Source organism: Nitrospira sp. SG-bin1 (genome assembly GCA_002083365.1).
Classification (GTDB): Bacteria; Nitrospirota; Nitrospiria; order Nitrospirales; family Nitrospiraceae; genus Nitrospira_D.
Genome location: LVWS01000044.1, coordinates 1 through 16,793, shown reverse-complemented (window position 1 = coordinate 16,793; position 16,793 = coordinate 1). Strand labels below are relative to the sequence as shown.

Genomic DNA, 16,793 nt, shown 5'->3' with positions numbered 1-16,793 from the left:
TGCTGGAAATCCTAGTTGTCGGCTCCATCCTGGTATGGTTTCTTGATGAGTAAGAGGAGGAAGTGAAGAGAGGGGCTGACGCTGCCACGAGACCAAGCCGTGTCTACCGTGTAGCTTCCCGGTAACGCCCTCCACAACATCGCTCATGTGGCAGCTGATTCGACGACTGCAAGCCTTATTGACCACCAAGGAACGGCGGCTCTTCTATGCGCTGCTCGGCCTTATCGTTCTTGCCGGTCTAATCGATGCGTTGGGAGTGTCTTCCATATTGCCGTTCATGGCAGTCGTGGGAAACCCCGATCTGATTCAGACGAATCCCTGGCTGCACAATGTCTTCACACTGTTGGAGTTCAAGTCCGTCGACACGTTTCTTGTCGGACTCGGCTTAGCGGCGCTTGCGATCATGATCTTTAGCAACGCTCTGTCGCTCGCCAGCTCGTCCGCTATCTTATGGTTTACACACAATCTCGGGCGTAGACTTTCCGTGCAGATCCTCTCGAACTATGTGCGGCAACCATACGCGTATTTTTTGGAACACAATAGCTCGAGGCTGGTTTTGAATTGCACGGATGATGTGGTTCGGATGATCCATGGCATTGCTGTGCCCATCCTGCAGGCGATTGCGAAGGCATTCATCGCCTTGAGCATTCTCTTTCTTGTCATGTGGGTCGATCCGTGGTTGGCCGTCTTGTTTGGAACGGTGATCGGGACCGTCTACGGCGTCGTGTTTCTGACCATTCGTCATAAGGTCAGTGACCTGGGACGATCCAGTCGAGAGGCGAACGCAGAGCGCGTTCGCCTTTCGACCGAGATATTGAATGGGATCAAGGAACTCAAGATCCTGGGGCAAGACGAAGCGTATCAGCAGCGGTTTGCCAAATGCTCGGCGTTGTATGCCAAGAATCAATGGACGAGCGCCACGCTGAGCGCGGTGCCTAGATACGTGATTGAAAGCATTGCGTTTGGTTCGGTTATCCTGTTGGTAATTTATCTGCTTGCGACTCACCAGGATTTCAAAGATGCGCTTCCATTGATGGCGTTGTATGCCTTTACAGGATATCGTCTGCTTCCGGCATTTCAGCAGATCTTCGGGAGCGCCAATACGATACGGTACAACATGGGCCACCTTGAGGCCGTGGAGGAAAAGCTGAAGACGGTTGCCAAAGCGCCAGCCCCTGAGGTCCCGCCTCAGTCGCCGGCGAACGGGATTATAGGTCCCCTGCGGCAAGAAATCGCATTAAGGAACCTGGTCTTCCGATACTCCAATGCCACCACCCCTCTTCTCAACAACCTGAATCTCACCATCCGGCGGAATACGATGGCGGCCATCGTGGGGTGCTCCGGGGGAGGGAAGACCACGATCGTGGATGTGATTTTGGGCTTGCTTGAACCGCAAGGCGGTTCCTTGTCGGTGGATGGGATTCCGATCACCCCGCGCAATGTGGCGTCTTGGCAGAAACAGCTCGGCTATGTGCCCCAACACATCTATTTAGCCGATGACACGCTGGCGGCGAACATCGCCTTCGGGGTCGCTCACAGAGATCTGGATCTCGATCGTGTGGAACGTGCCGCACAGATCGCCAATCTTCATGAATTTGTCGTTGACGAACTCCCAAACGGGTATCAGACAATGGTCGGGGAGCGTGGTGTGAAGCTTAGCGGGGGACAGCGGCAACGTGTGGGCATCGCGCGGGCGCTATATAGTGACCCGAAAGTCCTGATTCTGGACGAAGCGACGAGTGCGTTGGACAGCCTCACCGAAGACGCCGTGACGGACGCGATCCGAAATATCTTCCATGAGAAAACGATCATCATGATCGCCCATCGCCTGCGGACGGTTCGAGAGGCCGATGTCATTTATCTGGTGGAAAGCGGTTCCATCGCGGACCAGGGGACTTACGCCGAACTTATCGATAAAAACGAGACATTTCGTCGTATGGCGAAAGAAGGAACCCGGTACACCGCTGATCAGTACTCCCACGTGGAGCAGTCGAAAAGGCTCAGGGGGTCACGGCCCATTGCGTTCGGCGGTAGGAAACAATAAAGGTGGAGACCGTTGACGTAGGCGAGCAGGGAACAGGGGCGGGCTATGATCGCTGGGCCGCTTATTATGATGACCGCGACCCGTCGACGCGGCTTGATGAGCCGTTCCTTCTGGATCGGCTCAAGCCGTTCCCCGGCTGCCGAATCTTAGATGTTGGCAGTGGCACCGGTCGCTATCTTCGACTGTTGGATTCAAGATTGTATCGCATCACGGCGGTCGACTTGTCTTACGGCATGCTTTGTCGGGCGCGTCGGGACACCGAAACACGAGAGGAGATTGCGTGGGTCCAAGCGTCGGTCACCCGGTTGCCCTTTCAGTCGGGTCTCTTTGATCGTGTCTTGTCCGGCCTCGTGCTGGATCACATCGAGACGCCGGCACAGCTGTTTGCACAGATCGCCGCTGTTTTGAAGCCGAGAGGCCGGGCGGTGGTGACAGCAGTCCACCCTGACATGCAGCGTCTGACCGGTGCCGATATCGAATTGGCCGACACCGAGGGGGCCGTACGCATCACCGGACACCTTCACGAAGTGAGGGCACTCATCGCCGCGGCGCAAGCCGCAAAGCTGGTGATTGAACGCCTTGAGGAACCCGTTGTCACTGACGCCATGGTCGTCCAGCGTCCCGACTGGCGGCATAAGCTTGGCTGTCCCGCCTTAGCGCTCCTTGCTCTCAGCAAATGAGTAAGGAAATGGTGCTCGCCATCACCCCCTTGGGTGAATGTCGCGTTCTGAAACGTTTACCCTCTGGTTGTGATCGAAAAGGATTGTCTGATATGGTGCGCACTTTACTGAAAACAACCAGACGGTTCAGCAGGGAGGATGAAAGGGCTCATGGCAACGAACGATAAGCAGGTTATTTTTTCGCTCGTCAATGTCGGGAAGGTCTATCCGCCGAAGAAGCAGGTGCTGCGGGAAATCTATCTCGGCTTCTACTACGGCGCGAAGATCGGCGTGCTGGGCTTGAACGGCTCGGGCAAGAGTTCGCTGCTCAAGATCATAGCGGGGGTGGATCCGAACTACACGGGCGAAATCACGAGGTCCAAAGGCTACAGCGTCGGTTTGTTGGAACAGGAACCGCAGCTCGATCCGAACAAGACAGTGAAAGAAGTCGTTGAAGAGGGCAAAGCCGAACTGGTTGCACTGATTCATGAATACGAAGCCGTCAGCAACAAGATCGGTGAAGTGGGCCCCGATGAAATGGAGAAGCTGCTCGACAAGCAGGCGCAGCTGCAAGAAATGATCGAAGCGGCCAATGGCTGGGAACTGGAGAATCAGCTCGACATCGCGATGGATGCTTTGCGCTGTCCGCCCGCTGATCAAAAAGTGGGAACGCTCTCGGGGGGAGAAAAGCGTCGAGTCGCGCTCTGTCGCCTGATGATCCAAGAACCGGATATTCTCCTGCTCGACGAGCCGACAAACCATCTCGATGCCGAATCTGTGCAATGGCTGGAGCAGCATCTGCAACAGTACAAGGGGACGGTCATCGCCGTGACTCACGACCGGTACTTTCTGGACAATGTCGCCGGTTGGATTTTGGAGCTGGATCGAGGCCATGGGATTCCGTTTCAAGGCAACTACAGTTCATGGCTGGAGCAAAAGAAGGACCGACTGGAAAAAGAGGAAAAGGCCGAGTCGAAACGGAAGAAGACATTGGAGCATGAATTGGAATGGATTCGCATGTCGCCGAAGGCGCGACAATCGAAGGGCAAGGCGCGCTTGAATCGGTACGAGGAATTGGTCAACCAAAAGCAGGACCAGGTGGCGGAAGACTTGGAAATTTACATTCCGCCCGGGCCCAGGTTAGGTGATGTCGTGGTCGAGGCCAACGGCATCAGCAAAGCCTTCGGCGACAACGTGCTGTATGAGAACGTGAATTTTAATCTGCCGAAGGGCGGCATTGTCGGCGTGATCGGTCCCAATGGCGCCGGCAAGACGACGATGTTCAAAATGATCATCGGCAAGGAAAAGCCCGATGCTGGATCGATCAAGGTCGGGGAGACGGTCAAGCTCGGTTATGTTGATCAGGATCGCAGCTTGGACGGCAACAAGACCGTGTACGAAGTCATTTCGGACGGCCAAGATACCGTCAAGCTCGGCAAGACCGAAGTGAATGCCCGCAGCTACTGTGCCCGCTTCAACTTTGCAGGAACGGATCAACAGAAAAAGGTGAAAGACCTGTCGGGGGGCGAACGGAATCGCGTGCATCTCGCACGCATGCTGAAAGAAGGGGCAAACTTGATCATTCTGGACGAGCCGACGAACGATCTCGACGTGAATACCTTGCGGGCGCTGGAAGAAGGATTGGAGAGTTTCGCCGGGTGCGCCGTGATCAGCAGTCACGATCGATGGTTCCTCGACCGCATCGCCACGCACATTCTTGCTTTTGAAGGAGACAGCAAGGTGGTTTGGTTCGAAGGGAACTATAGCGAGTACGAAGCGGATCGAAAGAAGCGCTTGGGCAAAGAGGCGGATCAGCCGCACCGCATCCGCTATCGCAAGCTCACACGCAACTAAGGAGGGTAAGTGACCGCCGAGTCCGCGCATTCATGCCAATGATCGCTGCAGGGCTGCTCACACGACTATGGGTGTGCGGGAGTTGCGGAACCCGCTCGATGGTCTCCGCTTTTGAAATGAACCGATTGGTCTTCGAACCTGTGCCTCAGTCGTGCGACCTTCCACTCGATTGGTTCCTCAGGACTCATTCTCCATCCCGGGATGACGGGCAGACTAAGGCCCTGATAAATGAATGAAAAACGTGCTGTCTCGCCTCCATTCCGCTTAAGATATTAGTTAGTAAACCGATATACATGGAGAGCAGAGAAGAGCACCATCGAGTCTTCACTGACAGGCGATGGTATGCCCGAGTGGTTTCGTGCAGCTCAGGTCTCTGTCGGTCGATGTGGGCTGAAAGGCTCAGCACCGCGAGGCAGGTTATCCACGAGACAGACGCATGGAATCAGACCCTTTCTGCTATCGATTCCTTTTCTACTTTCTCGGGTGGGTAGCTTCACTAACCCCTCGTCTAGCCTCTTACGCGGATCAAGGTAAAAGCGGGCATCCCTGCACAGATAATGGCATTCTCCATCGTTTTTCGCCCGCGAATAGCCCAGCGGAAGGGTTGTGCGCATGAAACCGATCTCACTCCCGGAGCATAGCCCCACAGGCGAAGCCCATGGGTCACATATGGGCTTCATCCTGCCTAGGGGACTCGTGCTGTCCGATGCCGCATGGTCAGGGCGACACCAGTTGCTTCTCTATCTACTGGTGCTGCATGTCGTCGGGGTAACGTGCTTCGGCCTGATCATCCAGCGCAGCCCATCGGTGGTCTTCTCGGAGAGTGCCATCGTAGCCGGATTCGCTGCTCTGGCCGCCATCAAGCAACTCGGTCGGCGTATGCGCGCCTCGCTGGTCACGATGGGCCTGGTCAGCGCTTCATCGGGACTGGTCCATCTATCAGGTGGATACATAGAGGCGCATTTTCACTTTTTTATCATTCTTGTCTTTATCATTCTTTATCACGACTGGTTGCCGTTCTTGCTGGCGTTGGGTGTGACCGCGCTCCACCATGGAATCGTGGGCACACTCGCTCCGACCATGGTCTATAATCATCCGGCGGCAATCGCCCATCCCTGGCTTTGGGCCGGTATTCACGCGGGCGCAGTCCTGACCGAGAGCGTAGGGATCTTGATCTATTGGCGACTACATGAAGCAGATGCTCTGGAGTTGCGGCGATCGGAAGCCCTCGTGACGTCGATCGTGGCACATCTACCCGACATGCTTTTCGTGAAAGATGCGAAGGACCTCAGCTTTGTGCGGCTGAACAAAGCGGGAGAAGAGCTGCTCGGCTTATCTCAATCTGAAATCCTGTGCAAGACCGACTACGACCTCTTCACCAAAGATGAAGCCGACCGTTTTACCGCCAAGGATCGCGAAGTCATGGCGGGCAGATGCCTGCTGGATATTCCGGAAGAGGCGATTCACATCAAAAACAAGGGTGTGCGGATACTGCACACGAAAAAGATCCCGATCTTGGACGACGTCGGCCAACCACAATATCTGCTGAGTATCTCCGAAGACATTACGGAGCACAAGCAAGCCGCGTCGATCTTGCGCGAAAGTGAGGAGCGCTGGCAATTTGCCTTGGAAGGCAGCGGCGACGGGGTGTGGGATTGGAACGTGTGCACCGATCAGGTCTTTCTTTCGGCCCAATGGAAACGCATGCTGGGCTATGAGCCGGATGAGATCAAAGACACCAGGGAGGCATGGTGGGCCGCCGTGCATCCGGACGACCGGGAACGGGTGAATAAGGCAATCACCCACCACTTTCGGCGGGAATCTCCGGTCTATGTCTCGGAGCATCGGGTTCGCTGCAAGGACGGCCGGTACAAATGGATTCTGGGTCGAGGCAAAGTATTATCCTGGACACCGGAGGGCAAGCCTTTGCGCATGGTCGGCACCCAGACCGACATCACGGAACGCAAGCAGCTTGAGCAGCGGTTGACTCTTCAGCACCAGGTCGCCGACTTGTTGGTCGGCGCATCCGAACTAGACAATGCGATCTCGGCGATTCTCCAACCAGTGTGTCAAACCTTAGGATGGGAAGAGGGACTCTTGTGGGTTGTGGATCAGTCGGTCCAGAAACTACGATGCCATTCGATGTGGAGTGTGTCGGGCACTGCCTTTGACCACTACGGCACTGCAAGCCGAGAGATGATGTTTACCATGGGTGTTGGGCTGCCAGGTCGGGTGTGGGCCAGCGCAAAACCGGAGTGGATTTCAGATGTAACTCGTGACCGAAATTTCCCTCGGGCGGCATTGGCTGAACAGGCTGGACTCCATGCGGCTGCAGCCTTTCCCGTCAAACTGGCCGGTCGGATCTATGCCGTGCTGGAATTTTTCCATCACGAGATCCTACCAGCGGATCCGTCCCTCTTGACCACCTTCCAAGCCGTGGCCGACCAGCTAAGCCAGTTCTGTGCGCGCGAGCGAGCGGAGGCCGCGCTGGCTCGAAGCCACGACTTACTCAAATCCTTTGTCGAGCACACGCCCGCAGCCGTGGCCATGCTGGACAAGGATCTCCGCTACCTTGCTGTCAGCCGTCGTTGGTTGCAGGACTACAAACTTGGCGATCAGGATCTTACCGGCAGACACCACTACGAGCTGTTTCCGGAAATTCGAGGGATGGAAGAGTGGCAAGCGATCCATCGGCGCTGTCTGGGTGGGGCTGTGGAATGTCGTGACGAAGATCGGTTCGTTCGCGCGGACGGATCCGAAGACTGGCTCCGATGGGAGGTACGACCCTGGCGGGAGGCCACGGGCGACATCGGCGGCATCATCATGTTTACGGAGGTCATCACCGAACGTAAGCAGGCGGAACAAGCCGTCGAGCAACTGATGCACCGTTACAAAGACCTTGTCGATTCGATCAACGGGATTGTGTGGGAAGCCGATGCCTCGACGACACGGTTTACCTTCGTAAGCCAGCAAGCCGAGGCCTTCCTCGGCTATCCGGTCGAACAATGGCTCTCCTCACCGACCTTCTGGGTGGATCACATGCATCCTGAGGATCAGAACTGGGCGCCGCAGTATTGTCTTAGCGAGGTCGGCAAGCGTCGGGCGCACACTTTCGAATACCGCATGCTGGCCGCCGACGGCCGCACTGTCTGGATTCGAGATCTCGTATCCCTGCTTGTTGAGAATGGACAGGTGACCAAGCTGCGCGGCATTATGGAGGATGTCACTGAGCGCAAGCTTTCCGAGACCAAGCTGGCCAAGGCTGCACAGGACCTGGAACGCAAAAACAGAGAACTCGAGGAGGCTCGGGACAAAGCGCTGGAGGCGGTGAAGATCAAGGCGGAGTTCCTAGCCACGATGAGCCATGAGATTCGGACACCGATGAACGGCGTCATCGGCATGGCCGGACTCCTGCTCGACACCCCATTGACCCCGGAGCAGCGGGACTATGCGGAGACGGTTCGGCTTTCCGGCGAACATCTCTTGGACATCATCAACGAGATCCTCGACTTCTCCAAAATCGAAGCCGGCAAGCTGGATCTGGAGGAAGTCAATTTCGACCTTCACACTGCGGTGGAGGACGCCCTCGGCCTACTCGGAGCACGAGCCTATGCCAAAGGTCTTGAGCTCACCTGCCTTGTGCAAGCTGGCATCCCCTCTTTACTGCGAGGAGATCCCGGCCGCCTCCGTCAGATTTTGGTGAATTTGATCGGCAATGCCATCAAATTCACGGAAGAGGGCGAAATTGTCGTGACCGTCAGTGCTCCGGAAGAACACGGGAGCACGACACGTGGAAGCCTGAATACATCTTGCCGATGGTTTCGAATTGAAGTCTCAGATACCGGAATCGGCATTACACCAGAACAACAGGCCAAACTTTTTCAGTCCTTCACGCAAGTAGACGGTTCCATGACAAGGAGATATGGCGGCACCGGTCTCGGACTTGCCATTTGCAAAAAGCTCGTGGAGCTGATCGGCGGGCGTATCGGTGTGGACAGCACAATCGGCGTGGGCAGTGTCTTTTGGTTTACCGTGCCCTTTCATCTCCAGCCGGAGGGAACTCAACCGGCCTCGCTGCCTACCGTGGCGTTACAAGGCCGGAGAATTTTGATCGTCGACGATCATGCCACGAACCGGCTGGTGCTTGAGCATTATCTCCATGGAAGAGGTGTCACGTATAAGAGTGCCGAGAATGGGGCGCAAGCGTTGCAGTACCTTCGGGATGCGGCGATTCGTCATATCCCGTTCGACGTGGCCATTTTGGATATGCAAATGCCCGGCATGGACGGTCTGGAGCTGGCCCGTCGTATCAAGGCGGAACCGGCGATCGGCGGGACGCGTCTGGTACTCCTGACATCGGTTGGTCAGCGCGGCGATGCCAAAGCCGCTCAAAACGCCGGTATCGATGCCTACCTGACGAAACCGATTCGCCAGTCGTTGGTATTCGAGTGCCTCGGCCTCGTCCTAGGACAGCTGCCTGGTATTGCTGGTTCAGCCGATCAGCCCTCGGCTTCGATTATTACTCAGCATACTGTGGCGGAAACCATGATGCGCTCTCGACCGATTATCCTGGTGGCGGAGGACAATCCGGTGAATCAAAAGATCGCGGCGAACATGATCGAGAAATTGGGCTATCGAGTCAATGTGGCTGCGAACGGGCGGGAAGCCGTCGAATCGCTCTCGCGCATTCCATACGCGCTGGTCTTCATGGATTGTCAGATGCCGGAAATGGATGGCTTTGAAGCGACAAGGGTCATTCGGAATCGCGAAGAAGACCTGCGGCAAGCCGGCAGGAATCCATCGCGCTTACCGATCGTCGCCATGACGGCCAATGTTTTGCAGGAGGATCGTGAACGATGTCAGGCGGCCGGGATGGATGACTTCCTCAGCAAGCCTGTCACGAGCAAATCCTTGGCCGCAGTCTTGAATCGCTGGCTCCCGCACGAGCAAGCCCAGACCGAGGCGGAACAGAAAGCCGCCTAGTGGTACCTTCATCACCGCGGATGACTATCTCGATTCTCCCGATCGTTCATCCAAATACTGCACATACCGACGGTTAATCTTGACGCTTACTGTTTCATGCATCCGCATTCAGAACATCTTCCAACCAACCAGCTGAAGTCGTACAATCCACTCTCAATTTTGGTCTGTGCGATCGGTGTGATGATGAACTGAGCTGGCCACAGCCTCCGCCGACTCGCCGGCACAGGCGCCATGTCGGTTCGAGGAGAACGAAGATCCTTCATTGGAGCGCTATGAAACCACGTGTCATCATCACCGGGTCGACTGGATTGATTGGGCGGTATTTCGTGACGTCCGCCTCTCGGTGGGCATTCGGCTGCGAGGTACATCCCCTCGGACGCGTCGAGGTGGATCTCACGGACCCGGCGGCTGTTGAACAGATTTGGCATCATCTCAAACCCAGCGCCGTCATTCACTGCGCGGCGTTGAGCCGAACGAAAGAGTGCGAGGACAATCAGCAACTCGCGCGTCGCCTCAACGTGGATGTCACGGCCCATCTGGCGAAACTGTCCGGGGACATTCCTTTTATCTTCTTATCGAGCGGGGAAGTCTTCGACGGCAAGGCCGGTTGGTACCGCGAAACGGATGAACCCCATCCGATCAACTTCTATGGTAAAACCAAGCTTGAAGCGGAACAGCTGGTGTTGCAGAATCCGCGCCACACCGTCGTTCGAATCGTCCTGACGGCCGGGACGTCGCAGCTTGGCGATCGAAGTTTTGTCGAAGATATGTGTCGAACCGCCAGAAGCGGCAAAAATATGACGCTCTTTGCCGATGAATATCGTTGTCCACTGCCGGCGGGAGCCATCGCGCGCGCAATCTGGGAATTAGCCAATGCGAAGGCGTCGGGACTCTATCACCTCGGCGGGCGTGAACGGTTGTCGCGTTGGGAAATAGGCCAAGCCCTGTTGCCATGGTATCCGGAACTGCAAGATCATCTGATAAAAGGGTGGGCCCGTGATCATACCGGTGCGCCGCGACCGGCCGATCTCTCACTGAGCTGTGAGAAAATTCAGGCGCTTTTGTCATTTCCCCTTCCAGGTTTGCGGAGTTGGCTCAAGGATCGAGCCCATCGAGGCGTCGATTTGTGGGACTATGAATCCACCGTGTGAAAGGTGTACGGCATCATGGAATCAGAGAATGGGATGTTTGCATCGGATCCGCTCCCCCTTGTCTTGGCGGCCTACCTCTTCATGACGGTGGTCATGGGAGCCTTGTGGGTTGTGCAGCGGAGGACCAAGAACGCCGCCATTGGAGATGTGGGATGGTGTTTTGGACTGATTCTCGTCGTGCTGTGGTATGCCTCGCAGGCGAACGTCGGTATCGAACGAGTCTTTCTGACCGTGATGCTGGTGACGCTTTATGCGGGACGGCTGGGGTTCCACATCCTTTTCAATCGCGTGATCGGCAAAGAGGAGGATGCCCGGTATCGCACGCTCCGCCAGGAATGGGGCGAGTCGGAGCCGGCCAAAATGCTCGCGTACTTTCTCCTGCAGGCACTCGCCGTGGCGGCCTTTTCACTCCCGTTTCTGGTGCTGTTGTGGAATCCACGCCCTCCCTCCGCATTTGTAGAGCTCGTTGGGTTGATCATCTGGGGGATCGCGGTCTCAGGGGAGGCCAGGGCCGACAGGCAGCTTGCCCATTTTCGCGCGGACCCCAGGAATCAGGGTCGGGTCTGTCGCGAGGGTCTGTGGGCCTATTCACGCCATCCCAACTATTTTTTTGAATGGCTGCATTGGTGTTCGTACGTGGTGATGACGTTGGGGGCGCCCGGTTGGATTTTTACTTGGATCGGGCCGATCGGGATGGGCCTGGCCCTGCTCAAGTTGACAGGAATACCACGGGCAGAAGCACAAGCCCTTTCAAGCCGAGGGGAGGAGTATAAGGCATATCAAGCGACGACCAACGCGTTTTTCCCATGGTTTCCCAAACCGACGCCGGATCTCTCTGCCCATTCTTAGCGTGTCAAAATGTCTTGATTCAGCAATGTGATCCGGTCATTACTTCCGAAGGACGCACGGCCGATTTGAGTTGTTCGAGGAAGTCCATCAGGCGTGCCCGACTTGCTTCATCCATTCGGGTGATTTCCCAGCCGGCGACGTGGCCATCAGACCAACGTACCACGGCCGTGTCAACGATGATGTTGTGCGACTGGTTCCCGTCATGGAGCGTGATGTAGACGGTCGACTCAGTCCCAACGCAAACGGGGCGTTCTCCCGCCGCGCGCCAACCGGTTTCCGACAGATCCCACACGATTCCGGTGGCAAGGGTGCCGTTACAAAAATAACAAAATTGACAACGAGCTGGAGTTCGCAACCTCTTGCGCATCGCGTATGTTTTCATGGCGCCTCCTCCTGAATCATCCTCTCCGATTCAAGCCCTCGTTCTCATTCAAAGCTAGTGGAACCGGGCGGATTCGCCATGCATCGGAAGAGGGGTAAAAAGGGGACAGAAGTAGGGCACCGAGCCGTCGTGATGGAAATAGCGTGTGGGCATGGCTCCCGACTTGCGTGAACTCTACGGCGTCTATTTCCGGCTCTCCAGATCCGCAAGCCGAGATCGAGCCATCTCGGCGACTTTGGTCGAGGGATAGAGGTTCACCAATTCTTGGTAGAGTTGCTTGGCATGGGGAATGTTCCCTTGGTTTTCTTCGAACGCGGCCGTTTCAAATAGCTCTTTGGCTTTGTCGGAGCAGCCAATCAAGAGCGAACAGAGGGCACAGAGGACAAGTCGTGCTGCTATCATGGTGATCCTTTCCAGGCGTCTCTCCGCCGTGACACCTTCGTATTGGCGTGAGTCGATCTCGATCCGAGCGAATCGATTCCATAGCGAGGGGTAGAAATCCCCTCACTACGACAGTGAGGGCAGCGGCTCGGTCGGGTCAACCGTGTGCGGTCACGAAACATAAAACTACAATCCAAACAGATGGACGGCTCAAGGATGAACCGTCGTGAACGGTCCCGAGACACCGTTTTTATCACATGAGCCAAGTGCTCCTCCACCTGCCGTTCTGGAATCCCGAGCATGCGAGCCAGTCGATCGGTTGTCATCCGAGTATCCGTCAGGAGATCGATGATGCGTTGACGCAGGGTCCGTTCGAGCGGCAACATGTCCGTATGGTAAGGACTGAGATTCGGAAAATCCAGACGGTCTTGGCGGATCCTCCATGAATCATCTTAAGTCTTGCGTACTTAACGGTTGCACCGTCGCCTCCATTCTGTCAGAATCCCTTCCCGCATCCATTGCCACATCACGAACAATTCACTGGCCGGGCCTCTCGTTCGTCTTCGGAACAATGGATATCCCGGCCGGCGTGTCATAGACCAGGAGGTTTGGGACAATGAAGTTCCTTGCAGTCCATCCCGGTCCGCTCATGTACACCAAGATCTATCTGCGTCTGGAGCCGCTGGGGCTTGAGATGGTGGCGCAGGCCTGCCGCCAAGCGGGTCACGAAGTCCGCTTGATCGACCTCCAGGCTGATACCTGGAAAGACTATGAAGCGCTCATCCGTTCCTGGAAGCCTGACGCGGTCGCATTTGGCTGTAACTATTTGGCCAATGTTCCCGAGGTCGTGGATCTTGCGAAATTGACGAAGAAAGAGTTGCCGCATGCCTTCGTTTTTGTCGGAGGCCATAGCGCGTCCTTTGTGGCCAAGGAATTTTTGGAGCACGGCGACGGCGCGATTGATTGCGTCCTCAAGGGCGAAGGTGAAGTCGCTGCCCCTAAACTATTGGAAGCCGTAGAACAAGACCGTAAAGCGATTACAAAGGTTCCTGGTGTTGTCACGCTCGATGGTGAAGGACCTCCGGCTCAGTTCATCGAGAATTTGGATAACGTCCGCCCGGCGCGCGATCTGCTGCGCAACCGGCACAAGTACTTCATTGGCGTGCTGGATCCTTGTGCTTCCGTCGAGTTTGCACGGGGCTGTCCTTGGGATTGTTCCTTCTGCAGTGCCTGGACGTTCTACGGCCGCAGCTATCGTATGGTCAGCACGGAGAAAGCGGTCGAGGAACTGGAACAGGTTCAAGAACCGGGCATCTTCCTGGTTGACGACGTGGCCTTCATTCAAGGCAAGCAGGGCATGGAGATCGGCGAAGCGGTCGCACGGCGCGGCATCAAAAAACAGTACTACATGGAGACACGCGGGGACGTTCTCCTGCGTAACAAGGAAGTCTTCCAATTCTGGAAGACGCTTGGACTCCAGTACATGTTTCTGGGTGTGGAGGCCATCGATGCGGAAGGCCTCAAGATGCATCGCAAGCGCATCTCGTTAGGGAAGAATTTCGAAGCACTCGAATTTGCTCGGTCCCTTGGGATCACCGTCGCCATCAATCTCATCGCCGATCCGGATTGGGACCGGCAGCGGTTCGAGGTTATTCGCCAGTGGTGTCTGGAAATTCCCGAGATCGTCAATATCAGCGTCAATACTCCGTACCCGGGCACCGAAAGTTGGCATACGGAATCCCGCAAGTTCCACACACGGGACTACCGCCTGTTCGACATACAACATGCCGTGATGCCGACCAAGATGCCGCTCCCGGAGTTTTACGCAGAACTCGTTAAGACGCAGCAGGTCCTCAACAAGAAGCATCTCGGCTGGGCTGCTCTCAAGGGCACGGCCAAGATCGCGGCAGGGCATTTGATGCGGGGCCAAACGAATTTCATCAAGATGCTCTGGAAGTTCAACAGCGTCTACAATCCGGAGTTGCAACTGGCGGATCACCGCCGTCCCGTGACGTATGAGATGGCGATGCCGCCGGAGAAGAAAGACAAGATCGACGCGAAACAGTTGTTTATCTTGCCTCCGAAAGGCCGCCACAGCCGGGCGATCGACGATGCAACCGAGACCTTTGTCGATGAGACTCGTATGGGGACGGTGGTCTGAGGTCGGTGTGGGAATGCCACGGCGGACGATGAAGCGCTCAGATTAGGCGTAGGGTTCGCCGAAGCGTCCCACGCGCGCGAGATCTCCTGAAGTCCGCACAACATTTATTTCGGCGGGGACGCCCGATCATCCGCTTCTTTTAACATAAACACGGTTTCGTCCTGGCAGTAGTCGCCGCAATTGCCTCTGAGCACTTTCTTCGCCACAACACCATCTCTGCCGACGTAGGTCCAGCCTTTCAGGAGATTTACTTCTTCGGCGCCGCGAGCGACGGCGTACATTGGATGAAAAAATGGAATGGGGAATTCTTTTCCCGGAACGCATTGGAAGTCCACCATGGCCCAGTGTCGTACCGTTTCATTCGTCGGATGGATTAGGTAGTGCAACTCAATGTCGGCGGAGCCAACCTGGCGACCCGTTGCACCGGTTCTCTCAGAGAGCTTGATAGACATTCCCGCCACATCGAAACGCGTGGTCCCATGACCCATGACGAGATTGGAGCAAGGGTCGCGGTTTGGTGGTGGACCGGTCTGATAGCCCAGCATGCCGCTTCCACGGTACCAACCTTCTTTCCCTTCGACAGAAGTTAAGACGACTTTCCCGGCGGCGACCGACTCAACCGGCTCGGTGGGCTCAGTCGAGACAATCCTCGATTGGAATTCCAAGACATACGACCCTTCCGCCAGTTCCCATTCACCGTCCTTCTCTTCCGCGACACCCGCGCGTGAGACCGCCGACAGTCTGAATCCACTGTGTTGAATTTTAGTCGCTGGAGCCTGGTAGGTGAACGTCGCCGGCCTGCTGATTTCCGATTTGTCCTCCCTCGGCGACACACGGCCATTGCCCTCCCTGGGCCGCTCCTTCGCTTCCTTGAATTTCGCCGGAACGTGCCGTTGATCATTTTTCGTCCGTAGTTCCGTCTTTACCGGCGTCGATTCGCTGGGAACAAACTTTTTTGTCTTGGTCGGCGGTGTGAAAGTGATCTCCACGCAGGTATTGGGGTTGTTCCATATAGTTTGGGCATTACGATATTCTGGACCCGAAAAAACCCCTATGAGGGGTGTAAGCGTTCCAATGAGTTGCGCGTCTTTTGCCTGAGCCTCCCCTTCGGAAAAGCCGGAGACCGTGATGACCTTGAAATCTTCGGGTATCCCCGTTTGCTGATCAATGCTGAATTCACCCTGGACAGGAAATGTCCGAGAATAGGGCGGAAGCTCCGTGCCGATATGCTGAATTGTGACTGTGGCATCAAATTTCACGACCTTTTTCAACTTGGCATCATCATCGACCTCCCCTTTGAGGTCGGCTTTGACGTGTCGGCGATAGAGCACACTCTGCGGTCCCGGTGTCGCCCGAAACATCATGAAGGACCACTCAAATTTCCCGTCTACAATCCCCTCCAGTTCAGGACCCAGACGGGGACATTGCTTCGTCTTGGGAGCAATGACCATCTCATAATCTTCTCGAATGCCTTTCGTGGGCCTGTCCTCCTTGCCGGTCCGCGTCATGGTATCCGTCATCTTCCAGCCCACCCACTCGGGAGGCGCATTTTCCCGTTGTGGCTTATGGGGAGGCACGTCGTAGTCATCCTGTGATGCATGAGGGATCGTGGTCTGTGCCAAGAGGAGCGGTTGGTTGAGAGTGGTGTGAGTCAACACGAGTCGAGGCGATGGAGACCGATCGATGAACCCGCTGCTCTTGTGCGGCCGTACCGAGATCGGACAATCGGCTGCACCGGCGCCGAGCGACTGTTTCAGGCCCTCCGCCACTTGCTCATCCATTCGACGCGCGATCCCGTCCGCATCGGTGCCTAAGGCTTTTTTCAACGCTGCCCCCTCGGTCCCTGTAAAGAGCTGCGTGCTGCTAAGACCTGGCGCCAGCCTCGACAGGGCTTCACAAGGGTTAGTGACTCCCTTGAACTGTGGGAGCAAGTTTTGATCGAACGGGATTCTTTTCCCTTCACCCTTGGCTGTCTGGCCGGCTTCGAGCGACTCAAGCTGGGACTTGAGCCATTCGAATTCGGTCGGTTGAGACGACGTGATCGGTGCTGATCCAACACTGGGAGGGGGCGAGGGTGGCGTATAGACTTTCTTCGGATCGTACTCCGGCGGATTCGAGGACGGCAGGTGCTTGTCGCTGCCACATCCTTGGGCCAGGAGAAAAAGAATGGAAATGTAGGTAAGTGTCGTCTTCATGGCTGTGAGGATGCACCGCTGCCAGACTCTGAGTCTTCCGCTAGCCTCAAAATCAGCGTCGTCTCTTCCTGGCATCTGCTCATTGCCGTGCTGCAGTTGGCTCGCATCGTCTTTTTGGCCACGACATCGGAATT

10 protein-coding genes and 1 pseudogene are annotated in these 16,793 nt (G+C 56.1%); 7 read left to right on the top strand and 4 right to left on the bottom strand.

Annotated features, from left to right (window positions below; all coding sequences use genetic code 11):
• The first annotated feature begins 145 nt into the window (after positions 1-145).
• The 6 genes from A4E19_09265 to A4E19_09240 all read left to right on the top strand — a co-directional run bounded on the left by A4E19_09265 (position 146) and on the right by A4E19_09240 (position 11,540).
• Positions 146-2,044: a hypothetical protein gene (locus A4E19_09265; GenBank protein OQW30493.1), complete on the top strand. Its 1,899-nt coding sequence runs from the start codon at positions 146-148 to the stop codon at positions 2,042-2,044.
• A gap of 2 nt (positions 2,045-2,046) precedes the next feature.
• The gene (locus A4E19_09260) at positions 2,047-2,724 is read left to right on the top strand and encodes a hypothetical protein (protein ID OQW30492.1); all 678 of its coding nucleotides are present in this window, start codon (positions 2,047-2,049) and stop codon (positions 2,722-2,724) included.
• A gap of 150 nt (positions 2,725-2,874) precedes the next feature.
• On the top strand, positions 2,875-4,557 hold the full coding sequence (locus tag A4E19_09255) for an energy-dependent translational throttle protein EttA (protein ID OQW30596.1): 1,683 nt from the start codon (positions 2,875-2,877) through the stop codon (positions 4,555-4,557).
• A 669-nt stretch (positions 4,558-5,226) separates the two neighbouring features.
• On the top strand, positions 5,227-9,540 hold the full coding sequence (locus tag A4E19_09250; protein OQW30491.1) for a hypothetical protein: 4,314 nt from the start codon (positions 5,227-5,229) through the stop codon (positions 9,538-9,540).
• Positions 9,541-9,812: 272 nt separating this feature from the next.
• Positions 9,813-10,691 carry an NAD(P)-dependent oxidoreductase gene (locus A4E19_09245; protein ID OQW30490.1) on the top strand — a complete coding sequence of 293 codons (879 nt, stop codon included), beginning with the start codon at positions 9,813-9,815 and terminating at the stop codon, positions 10,689-10,691.
• A gap of 33 nt (positions 10,692-10,724) precedes the next feature.
• Positions 10,725-11,540, top strand: a complete 816-nt coding sequence (locus tag A4E19_09240; protein ID OQW30595.1) for a hypothetical protein — start codon at positions 10,725-10,727, stop codon at positions 11,538-11,540.
• Between the two features lie 19 nt (positions 11,541-11,559).
• Here the strand turns inward: A4E19_09240 and A4E19_09235 are convergent, their stop codons facing one another.
• The 3 genes from A4E19_09235 to A4E19_09225 all read right to left on the bottom strand — a co-directional run bounded on the left by A4E19_09235 (position 11,560) and on the right by A4E19_09225 (position 12,689).
• Entirely contained in the window at positions 11,560-11,922 is a 363-nt protein-coding gene (locus A4E19_09235; GenBank protein OQW30489.1) for a hypothetical protein, read from the bottom strand.
• A gap of 183 nt (positions 11,923-12,105) precedes the next feature.
• Complete coding sequence (locus A4E19_09230; protein OQW30488.1) at positions 12,106-12,324, bottom strand: hypothetical protein; 219 nt, start codon at positions 12,322-12,324, stop codon at positions 12,106-12,108.
• Positions 12,321-12,689 carry a hypothetical protein gene (locus tag A4E19_09225; GenBank protein OQW30487.1) on the bottom strand — a complete coding sequence of 123 codons (369 nt, stop codon included), beginning with the start codon at positions 12,687-12,689 and terminating at the stop codon, positions 12,321-12,323. The genes A4E19_09230 and A4E19_09225 overlap by 4 nt, the downstream gene beginning before the upstream one ends.
• 230 nt (positions 12,690-12,919) lie before the next feature.
• On the opposite strand from A4E19_09225, the gene A4E19_09220 reads away from it, so the two are divergent.
• Positions 12,920-14,464, top strand: coding sequence for a hopanoid C-3 methylase HpnR (locus tag A4E19_09220; protein OQW30486.1), 1,545 nt, complete (start codon positions 12,920-12,922; stop codon positions 14,462-14,464).
• Positions 14,465-14,568: 104 nt separating this feature from the next.
• Here A4E19_09220 and A4E19_09215 read toward each other — a convergent pair.
• Positions 14,569-16,793, bottom strand: a pseudogene (locus A4E19_09215) (hypothetical protein).

Coding starts and splice junctions, on each gene's coding strand:
- A4E19_09230 (OQW30488.1), bottom strand. CDS start 12,324: ATGATAGCAGCACGACTTGTCCTCTGTGCCCTCTGTTCGCTCTTGATT.
- A4E19_09235 (OQW30489.1), bottom strand. CDS start 11,922: ATGAAAACATACGCGATGCGCAAGAGGTTGCGAACTCCAGCTCGTTGT.
- A4E19_09240 (OQW30595.1), top strand. CDS start 10,725: ATGTTTGCATCGGATCCGCTCCCCCTTGTCTTGGCGGCCTACCTCTTC.
- A4E19_09225 (OQW30487.1), bottom strand. CDS start 12,689: ATGTTGCCGCTCGAACGGACCCTGCGTCAACGCATCATCGATCTCCTG.
- A4E19_09245 (OQW30490.1), top strand. CDS start 9,813: ATGAAACCACGTGTCATCATCACCGGGTCGACTGGATTGATTGGGCGG.
- A4E19_09255 (OQW30596.1), top strand. CDS start 2,875: ATGGCAACGAACGATAAGCAGGTTATTTTTTCGCTCGTCAATGTCGGG.
- A4E19_09250 (OQW30491.1), top strand. CDS start 5,227: ATGGGCTTCATCCTGCCTAGGGGACTCGTGCTGTCCGATGCCGCATGG.
- A4E19_09265 (OQW30493.1), top strand. CDS start 146: ATGTGGCAGCTGATTCGACGACTGCAAGCCTTATTGACCACCAAGGAA.
- A4E19_09220 (OQW30486.1), top strand. CDS start 12,920: ATGAAGTTCCTTGCAGTCCATCCCGGTCCGCTCATGTACACCAAGATC.